The organism is Sedimentitalea todarodis, from assembly GCF_032595355.1.
Taxonomy (GTDB): Bacteria; Pseudomonadota; Alphaproteobacteria; order Rhodobacterales; family Rhodobacteraceae; genus Sedimentitalea; species Sedimentitalea todarodis.
In genome coordinates this window covers 49205-61882 of sequence record NZ_JASMWN010000007.1, presented here as the reverse complement: position 1 = coordinate 61882, position 12678 = coordinate 49205, and the positions used below count along the sequence as shown (strand labels likewise).

The 12678-nt window shown below is 58.8% G+C and carries 11 protein-coding genes; 2 read left to right on the top strand and 9 right to left on the bottom strand.

Annotated features, from left to right (window positions below; genetic code table 11):
* Positions 1-65 precede the first annotated feature (65 nt).
* The 9 genes from QO231_RS10925 to QO231_RS10885 all read right to left on the bottom strand — a co-directional run bounded on the left by QO231_RS10925 (position 66) and on the right by QO231_RS10885 (position 10096).
* Positions 66-1169 carry an ABC transporter permease gene (locus QO231_RS10925; RefSeq protein ID WP_316776012.1) on the bottom strand — a complete coding sequence of 368 codons (1104 nt, stop codon included), beginning with the start codon at positions 1167-1169 and terminating at the stop codon, positions 66-68.
* Positions 1166-1798 (bottom strand): ABC transporter ATP-binding protein, encoded by a 633-nt coding sequence (locus QO231_RS10920; protein WP_316776011.1) that lies wholly within the window; start codon positions 1796-1798, stop codon positions 1166-1168. Before QO231_RS10920 ends, QO231_RS10925 begins: the two co-directional genes overlap by 4 nt.
* Entirely contained in the window at positions 1791-4142 is a 2352-nt protein-coding gene (locus QO231_RS10915) for a hypothetical protein (RefSeq protein ID WP_316776009.1), read from the bottom strand. Before QO231_RS10915 ends, QO231_RS10920 begins: the two co-directional genes overlap by 8 nt.
* Positions 4139-5365 (bottom strand): hypothetical protein, encoded by a 1227-nt coding sequence (locus QO231_RS10910; RefSeq protein WP_316776007.1) that lies wholly within the window; start codon positions 5363-5365, stop codon positions 4139-4141. Before QO231_RS10910 ends, QO231_RS10915 begins: the two co-directional genes overlap by 4 nt.
* 207 nt (positions 5366-5572) lie before the next feature.
* Positions 5573-7063 carry a tripartite tricarboxylate transporter permease gene (locus tag QO231_RS10905; RefSeq protein WP_316776005.1) on the bottom strand — a complete coding sequence of 497 codons (1491 nt, stop codon included), beginning with the start codon at positions 7061-7063 and terminating at the stop codon, positions 5573-5575.
* Positions 7064-7091: 28 nt separating this feature from the next.
* Entirely contained in the window at positions 7092-7517 is a 426-nt protein-coding gene (locus QO231_RS10900) for a tripartite tricarboxylate transporter TctB family protein (protein WP_316776003.1), read from the bottom strand.
* A gap of 57 nt (positions 7518-7574) precedes the next feature.
* Complete coding sequence (locus QO231_RS10895) at positions 7575-8534, bottom strand: tripartite tricarboxylate transporter substrate binding protein (RefSeq protein ID WP_316776001.1); 960 nt, start codon at positions 8532-8534, stop codon at positions 7575-7577.
* 53 nt (positions 8535-8587) lie between these two features.
* The gene (locus tag QO231_RS10890) at positions 8588-8980 is read right to left on the bottom strand and encodes a MarR family winged helix-turn-helix transcriptional regulator (protein ID WP_316775999.1); all 393 of its coding nucleotides are present in this window, start codon (positions 8978-8980) and stop codon (positions 8588-8590) included.
* 501 nt (positions 8981-9481) lie between these two features.
* A complete protein-coding gene (locus tag QO231_RS10885) occupies positions 9482-10096 on the bottom strand; it encodes a helix-turn-helix domain-containing protein (protein ID WP_316775998.1) in 615 nt (204 codons plus the stop codon).
* Positions 10097-10181: 85 nt separating this feature from the next.
* Here QO231_RS10885 and QO231_RS10880 point away from each other — a divergent pair, with 85 nt between their 5' ends.
* Both QO231_RS10880 and QO231_RS10875 read left to right on the top strand, forming a co-directional pair.
* The gene (locus QO231_RS10880; RefSeq protein ID WP_316775996.1) at positions 10182-11369 is read left to right on the top strand and encodes an NAD(P)/FAD-dependent oxidoreductase; all 1188 of its coding nucleotides are present in this window, start codon (positions 10182-10184) and stop codon (positions 11367-11369) included.
* Positions 11366-12652, top strand: a complete 1287-nt coding sequence (locus QO231_RS10875; RefSeq protein ID WP_316775994.1) for a TRAP transporter large permease — start codon at positions 11366-11368, stop codon at positions 12650-12652. The genes QO231_RS10880 and QO231_RS10875 overlap by 4 nt, the downstream gene beginning before the upstream one ends.
* Positions 12653-12678: the final 26 nt, after the last annotated feature.

Genomic DNA, 12678 nt, shown 5'->3' with positions numbered 1-12678 from the left:
ACAGACCCAAGACGCTCTGCGCCTCTGCTTTCACCTTTGAAATCCGCACATGTTGTCAACTTTGCTCAGAATTGCCGTCGACGGTAACCCGCGACAACCGCCAGTATCCCCAGAGACGCCACAGCATGTACCGCGAGGGCTATGCAGTCGTCTGATCTCCAACTGACCGGGTCACCGAAAAACACCCATCCTTCGGTGACTGGGCGCAGGTAGGTCAGCGGAAAAAACACACGCAACAGTGTCCCTCCTGTGGTGGGCAAATCGTCCAGCGACGAAATGAACCCGGTCAGAACGAGGTTTGCGATCAGGTAAACGGAGACCGATAGATAGGCCGCCTGTGTGCTGCGCCCGAGAAGTGCGAGACTAAGACCGATGCAGCAAGACCCAAACGCAGCCACAAGGTGCATCGTCAGAAAACCGACTAACCCTGGGCGCAGATAGAAGCCGAACATTGGTTGCAGGATCAACATCAGGAAGGCGATCACCGAAATCGTCAATGCGAGGACGAACAGCAGCTTGGCCCCCAGAACGAGTGGCCAGCTGGAACAGGGAAGGGTCAGCAACATTGGCAATGTGCGGCTTTCCAGTTCTCTCAGCATCGTGCGGGTGGTGAGAATGGACGCGAGAAACACAGTGATCATCGCGAGAAACCGAGGGATGAATATCTGTGTGTCGTCACCCGGCATCACCGAAAGGTGACGCAGGTCCAGGGCGGGCCCGCCCTTGCTGGCGTAGTCGGCCAGCGCCGCGGCCATCCAATCCTTGGTCCCGCCCATCGTTCCGGCGATGCGAGCGGCCAGTTCGAAATTCAGCCGACGTTCTAGCTGTGTGGCAGACCGTTCAACAAAGGTCGGGCGACCTTCATCGTTCAGGATCAGAGCCAGCGTCGCGCCGTGTCGCGCCATGAGCAGGTTGATTTCCTGTGCGTCACGAACGAAAATCGGAGCGATGCCTTCCATCCGGGAAAGTGCCTCGATGTGGTATCCGTTTCTGTCCCATTCGTCCTCGATATGGCTGACAACGACACGGATGGGCGCATCGCGCTGAACGAAGGTAGAGGCCACTATCAACAGGTAGAGCGGGACAAGAAACGCTCCCGCCAACACCCAGGGCTGGCGCGCCAGTTCATAGAGTTCCTTCCAGATCAGTTGACGCAGGAGGGTAGTCATGTCGGCGCTTCGATCTGCCCGTCACGCAGGGCGATCCGGCGCCATCCCTCGGCGACACCGTCGTGGGAGTGTTCGGTGATGACAAGCAATCCAGTGTCAGCGGTAAAGTCGTTCAACGCGCGTTCCAGCAGAGAGCGATTGGGCGTATCAAGTCCGGCAAAGGGTTCGTCCAGAAACAGAAATCCGGGCCGAAGAGACAACAGCGCGGCGATCGACAGCAGCCGTTGCATGCCCCCTGACAAGGTTCCCAATCGCAGGTCCAGATGGGCGTCGGTCGCATCGCCGAGCAGAGCGAGGAAAGGGGCGTCGTCGGGCAGGCGTCCATGCAGTCGCGACAGAATCAGCAGGTTCTGCCGAACGGTCAGATCGTCATATAGACCGCCGGTCTGCGGCAACAACGCGCGACGACTGTGGCGATGATCCGGGTCAATGACGATGCGGCCGCCGCTCGGTCGCGCGACGCCTGCCAGCAGGCGCAGCAGAGTCGACTTGCCGCTGGCGTTCGGCCCCCAAAGCAAGACCTTTTCGCCATGTGCCAGCGTCAGCCGGACCACGTCTATCACCATTTTACGGCCATAGGACTTGCGCAAATCCGACACGGCGATGATCGGGTTATTGGACTCAGTCATGGGCAAGCTCCGCGCGCAGCGTGAGCCCATCGAATGCCTGGGCCGGGCGCAGGGTCATCAGCAGGGTCCGATACTGGTCAAGCACTTCGAACCCACCTGTGGTCACAAGCTGACGGATCTCTTTCTGTGGATGGAGCAACATCAGCGTGACAACCTGTTCGGGATCGCCTTCGATCCACAGCTTGTCCCGCGTGTCGGCCTCTGCCATGGATGCTTCAGGGCGGGGCGGAGCAGCAATAAACCGTCGCAGGGCCTGCGCATCGGTGCCAAAGGCGATCGATCCGTCGTGCAGGCGCAAATAGGCCAGACGAAAGGCATCGGCCTGCAGCGCTTCTACATCAATTTCGCCGCGGCCGTCCGGATCAAGCAGATATCGCACGTCATTGTCCTGAACCGGCGGCGGCAGATATCCGACTTCGATCTCGGGCAGGTCGGCGCGGTAGGTCTCGGACTCGAACACGGCGGGATCAGGCTCGGCCCAGTCATAGACAGCGATACGGTCCGATTGCACATCGTACCGGTCCAGTAGATCGGGGCCCTCCAGACCAAGATATGGCAACAGAGCTTGCGGTTGCACCGGAAAAACCGATCCTGCTCCGCTATCATCCCACATCCGGGCACGGGCATGGCAGAGAATGCGGATATCGCGGCTGGTCTTCATCTCGATCTGAGTCTCACGGACAAGACGATCTGTCCGCGCCGCCGACAAACCGCTTTGAACCAGAACCACTTCCGGCACGCCGTCTCGGACATCCAGCAAATGCCCCTGCATCGGCCCGACCCGATCCAACGCCTCGAGCGCCTTGATGATGGGGGCAAAATTCCCGACTTGATCATACAGGCTGGGTGTCCGGCCGGCTGAGTCTTTGGGCTCACACATATCGACCAATTCGAGCGGCTCTTCGATCACCAGCGGAGCGCGTAACGGTTCGTCCTCAGGGAACGGATCGTCGATGGGCGGCGGACCAAGCGGCGCCGGTTCGAGTGGGAACGGATCTTCCGGCAGCAGGAGTAGGTCCGTTTCCTGATTTTCCGTTTCCATCGCGCGTGACAATTCACCATAAAACCGATCAGCCAGCTTGAAATAGGCCGCCAGCGCCGGGTCGTTGATGAGGGCCGACAGCGGCGCCTGTATCCGGTCGGACGGTGGCGGGTCGTCCGGCGATGCAATTAGCTGCTCCAGAATTCTGATGCGAAACGTGTCCATCGGCACCGTGGCCAGCATTGCGAGGCGGTCCGGCTCTACGGTCACCGCGAAAGGCATGGAACCGGCAACCGGTTCCTTTATGCCGCGCCACATTCCGATGACCGAGGCCGATCCCGCCTGCGCTGCCGCATGGAACCCGTCCACCAGGCCAAGCAGGCTGTTGTCACCAATGAAGCGAGAGCGCCGCGCAGTCTGGCGACCCTCGGCCTGTTCGATCAGGGACGGATCGCTGGAAATCAGCAGGCGATCCTCCGAGAAGCCGATGAAAAGGTCGTTGGGAAGCTGCCAGAGGTCGGGTTGCTTGGCATGCGCTCCGGATCTGCCGGTGACTGATCGAAGTCCGCCCCCGGAGGCTTCGCGCATAAAGCGCTCGCCACAGGGGCCATTGTCGATCTCGCATCTGCACGGCGCGATCGTGCCGTCCGGCAACACCGTCTCGCATCGGAGCGTGATCGCGGAGGGACCCGGTAGTTTCGGGGCAAAGAACAGCTCCGCCGTCGTCGCGCCCGGTGGCACAGGGATGTCCTCCGTTGCCGAGACCAGGCGCACATCTCCCGCCAGCGGCGCACCCGTCGTGACGTGGCACAAGACGCCGTTCTGCGGGTTCTCGACGATCAGACGAAAGGCGCTGACTTCGTGGTCGGGGTCCATAGCGGATAGCCACACGGGAACCGATGACAGGGACCATCTCTGAAGGCTGCTCCAGAGAAAATCGCGGTCTTCGACAGGAAGTGTGGTCAACAGGTCCAACTGTGCATCGCCAATTACAGCCATGGACAGGCCCTGCGACGGGTTCAGCCCGGCGGAGCGCAGATCATCCGAACTGGCGAGTGGAATGCAGCGTTCGGAGAAATTTCGAAGCGACTCGTTGATATCGGCCCAAAAGGACTCGGAATTCGGGCGACCAAGACGGGTGGTGTGCCGCGCAAGATTGCGCCACAGGCTGTCCAACGACGAAGTCACGGCAAGCGCGCGGGAATCGACCGGGATGTAGCCGATTTGCGGAGGCAATCTGCGTGCGGCCTTCGTCGCGTCCAGAATTCCCAGCACGATCATCGTGGCGGAAATGGTCAGGGCAACCGGGAGCAGCGCGACCCGCCACGCCCGCATGCGTCGGATCAACGTGTTGTCGCTCATTGACCGAAAGCCGATTTTATTGACGCCACTGCCTCTGGGGCGGCCGAGCCGTCCTCCCGGTCTCTCGGGAGAATCATCGCTTCCAAAATACCGGCGATCTGAAGCGCACATTCGGCAGTTTGACATTCGGTGGCCAGGTCCATCGCGCCTTTCGCGTCGTCCAGCAGCCGCGCTGGCAGGTCCGCGCCGTTGGCATCGACCAAATTCGAGATACGCCGTTGTAATTCATCGCTGAAATCATGCCAAACGGCGGTCTGAACATCCGGCGAAAGGGGGGGCAATCCTAGATCGCTCAAGAGCTTGGCGGTCAACCGTACCGTCAGAACCAACAATGCTTCGTTCGGCGTCGCCAGGGTGCCCGTCGCGACGATGCTGTCACCGGAAATGACGCGATGAAACCGGGTACCGTCCGCGTCGCGGGTGTTGAGATAGGCGCGCACGACAATCGCCCGTTGCCGCGAAGTGGAGTTTTCGACCTTCACCGTGGCCTCAAGAGCGATATCGACCTTTTGGCTCAGATGTTTGAGGTCCGGATGCTCACGCAGCCACAAATCCAGTTTGGTCGGCGATTTAAGATCGAAACTTTCCCGCAGCTCCAACTGCTGGGCGGGCGTGAAATTGGGATGGAACTCGAAATCGGTGCCGTCGAAGTTGCCAGTCATCAGGGTCTTTGGCCCCATGTCGATATTGGACAAAAGGCTGATGCGATCCTCGGGGCCAAGATCCGCCATCGTCGTGCCGATCAGCTGTGAGGGCGAGAAAAAGGCAACCGTCCGATCCGGCTCGGGCTGTGGCGGGCGCAAATGCCCGTGCACGGCGATCCCGGCGGCGCCAGCGACATAGACCGCACTCGCAGCCGGCAAGACAAGACGGCGCAGCGGCACAGCTGCGCGGTTCATCAGATTGAGGCGACCTCCCGAGTTGCGTAAGGCGACCCAAAGCGCCGTGAGCAATGCCAACCCGGCCAAGGCGGCCAGGATCACAGACGGGACTGCCATCGCAGCGAACACCAGCGCGGTGAAGGCCAGCAGATCGCTGATCGATCCTTTGAGGATCCGCTTTATCTCATCGTTCCAAAGGGCAACGATCAGGACGACGCCGCCCGCTGCAACGGTGAAGATCACGTTCTGCAATGGGGATAACGCGGCGCCCGCGCCCTGCAAATTGCATTCCGACGCGATTCCGATCAGGCAGGCGATGGACGACACGATGTTGTCAAACACGCGGACGCTCCAGTTGATGTCGATGCCGAGAACTCGGCCAATGGATTACTTCAATGTTCCCACAATAGCAGGGCAATCGCGAAATTGGGAAACTCTTTGCGCGTCATGCTTGCTGGATAGGTGGTTAGTTCGTGTGGTCCGAGCTTGTCGCAAGGGGCAGAGTTCGCCTTCTGCCTGATCTGGACAACAAGCCCGATTATGGAGACATTACGCCTTGGACTTGCGACTGACCATCACGAGAGTCACTGCGGAAAGCGCGACCAATGCCAATGCAATCGGATAGTTCAGGAGCGCCCATGCATCGCCATTCAGCAGAGCCAAGGTCTGAGATAGCGATTCCTCGAGACGCGGACCAAGAAAGAAGGCGATGATGAAGATGACCACCGAAAACCCCAAGGCGTTCATGACGAGGCCGAGCACGGCAAAGATAAGCATGATCGCAATGCCGAATATTCCGCCTGAGGCAAGAGAGACACCGACAAAGCACAAAAGCAACGCAGACGGGAAAATGATTGATTCCGGCGCAGAGACGACCTTGATCCAAAAGCGCATCCCGATTTGGCCCACAATAAGGTTCAACACATTGGCCATGATCATTGCACCAAACAGGCCATAGATCAGCTGCGCCTGTTTTTCAAACAACAGCGGGCCGGGTTGAATGCCGTGGATCATGAAAGCACTGATGATGAGTGCGGCGCCAACGCTGCCAGGGATGCCCAATGTCAGCAGTGGAATGAGGTTCGCGCCCATGACGGCAGAATTGGCAGATTCCGATGCAGCGATGCCGTGCAGGCTGCCTTTGCCAAAGGTTTCCGGCACCTTGGAGGCCTGCCGCGCACCCGCATACGACATGAACGCCGCCGCCGTTGATCCGATACCCGGCAACGCACCCAGAATGGTGCCAATCGCGGTGCCGCGTATCATTGTGTACCGGCACGACCAGTATTCAGCGAATGAAATGCGTTGGTCTGCGGGATCGCCGGTATCGCGGATATGAACACCCGCCCTGATCACACCAGCGTTTTCAGCCATCCGTCGCAGGATTTCAGATATCGCCAGCATGCCAATCGCAACTGCTGCAAGTGGGAGTCCATCGTAGATCTCGAAATAGCCGAAGTAGAAACGTGGGGTGGCGTGTTGTGGGTCAGTGCCGACGGTCGCAGCCAGCATACCGAGGGCGGCAGCGATGATGCCCTTTGAGACGGAATTCCCGATCAGACCAGCGATTACGCAAAACGCCAGAATGATCAGGCCCATGACTTCGACCGGGCCCATGCGCAGGGCGAGGACCGCCAATGGCGCAGAGACGGTGATCAGGACAATGTCGCTGAAGGTGTCACCGGTTACAGACGAATACAATGCCATCCTGGTGGCCTTGAGCGGCTTGCCCTGCATCGCGAGCGGATAGCCGTCCAATGCCGTGGCAGCGGCATCCGGCGTGCCGGGTGTGTTCATCAAGATTGCCGGGATTGCGCCACCAACAAGACCCCCCTTGTTGACCCCCATCAAAAACCCGATGGCCACCAGCGCATCAAGGCCAAAGGTAAAGGGGATCGCGATGGCCATTGCCATGACAGGACCGATACCCGGAACAGCGCCGACAAATTGACCAAGCACGACGCCAAGAAAAACGAAAAGGAGGTTGGTCAGGGTAAAGGCGTCTGCCAATCCAGCCAGAACAATGCTCAGCTCGGGCATGATGTTCCCCGAACATGTTCAGGAGCGGTCATGGCAGCGGCCTTTCCAGCAAGACTGTGACGGCAAACCCAATCAATGCAGGCATGCCAACAGCACCAAGACCAATCCAAAGCGGGCGTCGTTCGCCCATCACCAACATCAGAACCAAGGCAAGTGGGGGTGCAACAAACACAAACCCGATTTGAGCAATCGACCACAATCCGGTCACCAAAATTGCGATGATCAGACAGGCTTTGACCCATGGCTGTTGTCGTAGCTCAGTACCATCCGCAGGCTTTAACATCAGCACAACGCCAAACACACTGATGATCACCGACAGGATTTGCGGCATTGTCTTGGGGCGGATCGCGCCAAAATCAACCGTCTCGACCTGAGTCGGGATCAGAAAGAAAAAGAGCATCGGCCCGAATAGCGTAAAGAAGAGACCGCAAAACCGGTCCGTGAGATTAATCATGAGTTGTGTCTCGCCCGCGTGGTGTTTGGCGCAGGCGATCTCCGTTGAGAAATGGCACTATTTGCCAAACAGAACTTTGACGTTCTCGACACCATCAACCAACATCTGTTTCGTCGCGTCGGGCCCAAGGTTGACCACATCGGTATTCAATGCGTTGCGCACGGCTGTCTTGACCTCTTCCGTTTCCAATGCGGCCCCCAGTGCGGCTGCAATCGCGGTGCGCGCTTCTTCGGATGTGCCTTCCGACATGGCAAAATAGAACCACGGGTCGACATAGATATCAAAACCCTGTTCGATCAATGTCGGTGTGTCGGGCGCATATGTGTGGCGGTTGCGGTTTGCACTTGCCAACATCTTCATCTCGCCGGTTTCCAGATAGTCGACATGTGTGCCCGTGGCGAAACCGACCATCGCCTGACCGCCTAACAGCAGCTTCAGGATTTCAGCGCTGCTCTTGGTGGACAGGAACTGAAACTCCGTTCCGGCCTGCTGTGCGACCTGTTGCATCGTGAGTACCTGGGGTTGGGCATCCGAGCCGATTGCCAAGCCCCCGTTTGCCTTGGCAAATTCAATCATTCCTGCCACATCGTCAAAGGGCGCATCGCTGCGCGCAATCAAGGCAAGTTGTGCGCCTGCTGCCGTACCCAGATAGGCAAAATCATCCAGCTTGAACTTGACCTCATCGGGGCGGGTCACAAGGTTGATCATCACCGGCATGTTGACGCCCAGACCGACAGTACGGTCGTCAGCAGGTTTGTTTGCGATGGCTGTAAACATGGCCATACCACCACCGCCCGGCTTGTTCTCCGCGATGACGTTCCAGCCGGTCTGCTCCTTTATGGAATTGGCAACGATCCGACCGATCACGTCAGTGGAACCGCCCGCTCCAAAGCCGATCTCGATTGTGAGAGGGCCCGAGGGTTTCCAATCCCGTGCGCTTGCCGGCAGTGCTGCCAGCAATGCGACGCCTGCGATCGCAGCCGAGATGGTCCTAACAATCTCTCTTCTCATCGTCATGTTCTTCTCCCTTTGGTCATTCCGCACGCTTGCCATGCCTGCGGTTTTTTTGTTCAAATGTGTCGTCTGTCGTTCAGTATTTTCATAAGTTTCGCTGCCGCTGTCTCGAAATTCGCGATCTCCGACTTGGTCAACACGCTTTCAAGCGCACCGCGCCGTTCTTCCATGTAGGGCAAGAGTGTTTCGACCCACGCGATGCCCGCGTCGCAAATTGAATAGTGCCAAGACCGCCGGTCGGTCGTCGATTGACGCGAGACGATCAATCCTTCGGATTCAAGCGCATCGAGAGCACGACTGGTCTGCCCCTGGGCAAAGCCGATCCTCTCGACCAACTCCTTTTGGCTCACAGGTTCGGGGCTGTCGCTCAACGCGGACAGAATCCGCCACTCCGGTAGGCTGAGCGTAGAGTGCCGGCCCAAGATATCATTGATATCCGCGTCAAACATACGTTTGAGCCGTGACGCCAACATGTGTACCCGGCTGGCCCCCGGCGGAGGATTTCGCAGATGTCGGGGATATCCCTTGAAATCGCCAGGAGGCTTTTTTGCTAACCCCAACCAAGTCACCTTCCGTCCCACTGGGTGTCACGAAAGCCTAGCCACAGCAGGCCTTGGAGTCTAGAAATTAAATCCATTGGATATAATTTGAGAAGGAACCTCCCTACAAAGCGGCCCGCCCGGCGTCGTAGGCTTGATGCACGCCCTAAAGGTATGCGGCAGCCTAAACTCAAGACGCTCGGATCAATTGATTCTATCGACTTTGGGTTTTGGCGGTTGGTAGCAGTGCGATCTGGCGCCGGGATTGCATCGCGGGGGAACGCAGTTCCTGAGAGTCGGCTGATGCCAGTTTCCATCAAATTGTTCGGCCAAACGGGGTCGGATGCCCCAGCCAAACTGGCGAACGAATTTCGCCATAGGGAACAATCGCATATCCTCTACACCTGTGCATCAAGGCTCCGGTGTCACCCCGCGACCAGCGTTCAGGCTCTCGCACACCACGAGAATCCGAGCGTCGTCGTCGCCGTTGGACGCATAAAGATGCCCGATCGTACTGTCGAAATAGATGCTGTCACCCTGGCGCAGCTTAACCGCGTCGCGGCCGTCGAGGTAGACCGTGACTTCCCCGTCCAGCACAAACAGGAATTCTTGGCCGGGGTGGCGGACGAAGTCTTCGAACTGATAAAGTTCACGGGCCTTCAGTGTCCCCATCATCGGTCGCATGGATTTGTTCCATAGGTCCGTAAACAACATCTCATAGACGTAGTTCTGGGTTTCTTGCCGCTCGAACTCGCCCTTGCGCGCCACTGCAAAGCTGCCGGGCTCAAAACCCACGCCGGTGTCCGTGAAAAATGCCGACATGTCGACGCCCAGACCCTTTGCCAGTTGCGACAACCGATCATACGTCAGCGCGATAATGCCGCGTTCCGCTTTCGAGATCGTTGAAATGGCGAGCCCCGAACGCTCCGAAAGATCGGAGAGAGTCCAGTTCTGCTCGCTTCGCAATCTGCGAATACGGCGTCCGAATGCGATGCGTTGCGAGTCCTGCTGCAGATCTTTGGTCATGGCTAAACCATAAAGGCCGGAAGGGTTCGCGCAAGCCGGTAGTTTTCCTATTGGAAAAAAGGAGGTCTTTTCCAATAGGAAAAATATGGTAGTGCTGTTTCATGGGGAGATGCGCGAGATGATTCAGGGCGGTCCACAGAATACATCGACGCAAGACCGGTTTGACTGTGTCGTAATCGGTGCGGGTATCGCGGGCGCTTCCGTCGCCGCGGAGTTGGCAGTGAGCATGCATGTCCTGTTGCTCGAGCGCGAAAGTCAGCCCGGTTACCATACCACCGGACGCTCGGCCGCAGTTTATACAGTTGCCTACGGCCCTCCGGTGATCCGGGCATTGACGCGCGCCTCCGGCACGTTTTTCAGAGAGCCGGAGAGTGACTTTCTGTCTGCACCGCTGCTGAACAGGCGTGGCGTGGTCTTTCCGGCGCGCAAGGATCAAAGCGCAGCGATGGAGGCCTTGCACGATGATCTGGGTGATGCAGTGGCCAAATTGGACGCCGCCGAGGTATTGATGGCCGCACCGCTCCTGCGGGATGGCTATGCGGTCGGGGGTCTGTTTGATGCCGACGCCAGTGACATAGATGTCCACGCATTGCATCAGCATTACCTCAGGCGTTTCAGATCAGAAGGCGGGCTCTTGCGGGTCGACGCCGAGGTGACAGCGATCGAACACGACGGGGGCTGGACGGTGCATACCTCCACGGGGTCCACGACTGCACCCATCGTCATCAATGCCTCCGGGGCATGGGCCGACGAGATCGCCGCACTTGCCGGGGTCAGGCGCAGGGGGCTAATGCCAAAGCGACGCACGGCGCTGATCGTGGCACCACCGCCCGGCATAGAGCCACAGAACTGGCCGATGATCGTGGACGTGGAGGAACAATTCTATCTCAAGCCGGACGCTGGCAAATTCCTGATTTCGCCCGCAGATGCCGATCTGTCACCGCCTTGTGACGCACAACCTGATGAATTACAGGTCGCAATCTGCATCGACAGGATCGAGCGGGCGTTTGATCTTACTATCCGGAGGATCGAAAGCAAATGGGCCGGGTTGCGCAGCTTTCTGCCGGATGGATGCCCGCTTGCCGCCTATGAGACCGATATGCCCGGCTTTTTCTGGCTCGCAGGGCAGGGCGGTTACGGCATTCAGACCGCACCTGCGCTGGCCCGTGCCGCTGCGGCGATCGTACAGGGTCGCGCGATGCCTCCGGACATCGCTGATCAAGGGGTGACGGAGGTGTCCCTTGGATCCATAGGTCGGGGCGTTCCTGCATGATCTCTCTCGTCCCGCTTCTTGCCGCTGTGCTGCTCGCCTCGGGGCTGGCGCTGGCTTACGTCATCGGTGGGGCGGCGGTCGTGGCCTTTGTCGCTACTGACAATACACGCTACCTCGCGATCCTGCCGCAGCAGATCTTCTCCAAGATCGATGTCTTTGCCCTGATGGCGATGCCGCTCTTCATCCTTGCAGGCGAGTTGATGAACCGGGGCGGTATCACCTCTGCCTTGATCAACCTTTCCATGGCATTGGTGGGCCGGCTAAAGGGCGGATTGGGGCACGTCAACGTGCTGACCTCGGTGTTCTTTGCGGGCATCTCCGGTTCTGCGGTGGCGGATTCCGCAGCGCTTTCCAATACGCTGGTGCCGGAGATGACCCGGCGGGGCTACAGCCTCACCTATGCAAGCGCCATCACCGCTGCATCTTCGATCATCGGGCCGATTGTTCCGCCGTCGATCATCCTCATCTTTTATGGCGCATTGATGCAAACTTCGGTGACGGCATTGTTTCTCGCCGGTATCGTGCCGGGATTGTTGCTGGCGGCGGCACTCATCGCGCTCAATGCGGTCTATGCCTGGCGCGAAGGTCATCCAAGCGTCGCAAAGGCCGATATGCCGCCGCTGCTGCCAACCCTGGTTCGGTCGTTGCCCGCGCTATCGCTGCCCGTCATCATTCTGGGTGGCATCGTCTTTGGATGGATGACGCCGACCGAGGCCGCTTCCGTCGCCGTGGTTGTCGCCCTTGGCGCAGGCCGGTTTTACGAAGGGCTCACGCCCGCGGCGATCCTTGCCAGTCTGCAACGCACGGCGATGCTTTCGGGATCCATATTCATTATCATCTGCGCCGTCTCCGCGCTTGGCCATCTGGGCGCTCTGGAACGGATACCGGAGGCCATTTCCGAACTTGTCTCATCGCTTGGGCTGGGGCCGGTCGGATACATGCTGTTGCTGAATGTGATATTCATTCTTGCGGGCATGGTGCTGGATATTCCCGTCGCGCTTGCGCTTCTGGTTCCGCTTCTGGCCCCGGTCGCGCTGGAACAGGGGGCCGACCCTGTTCATCTGGGCATCGTGCTGAGCTTCAATCTGTGCATTGGCCTGATCTCGCCGCCGATGGGTGGGTGCCTGCTGGTCGTATCGACAGTGACCGGCGTAAACTACTGGACACTGGCAAAGGCGATCGTGCCCTTTGTCCTAGTGGAAATTGCCGTGTTGGCACTGCTGATTGCCTATCCTCAAATCAGCCTTGCGTTGCCACAGGCCTTTGGACTGGCGGGGGGATAGCCCCGCAGAACTGTTCGCAACCCGTT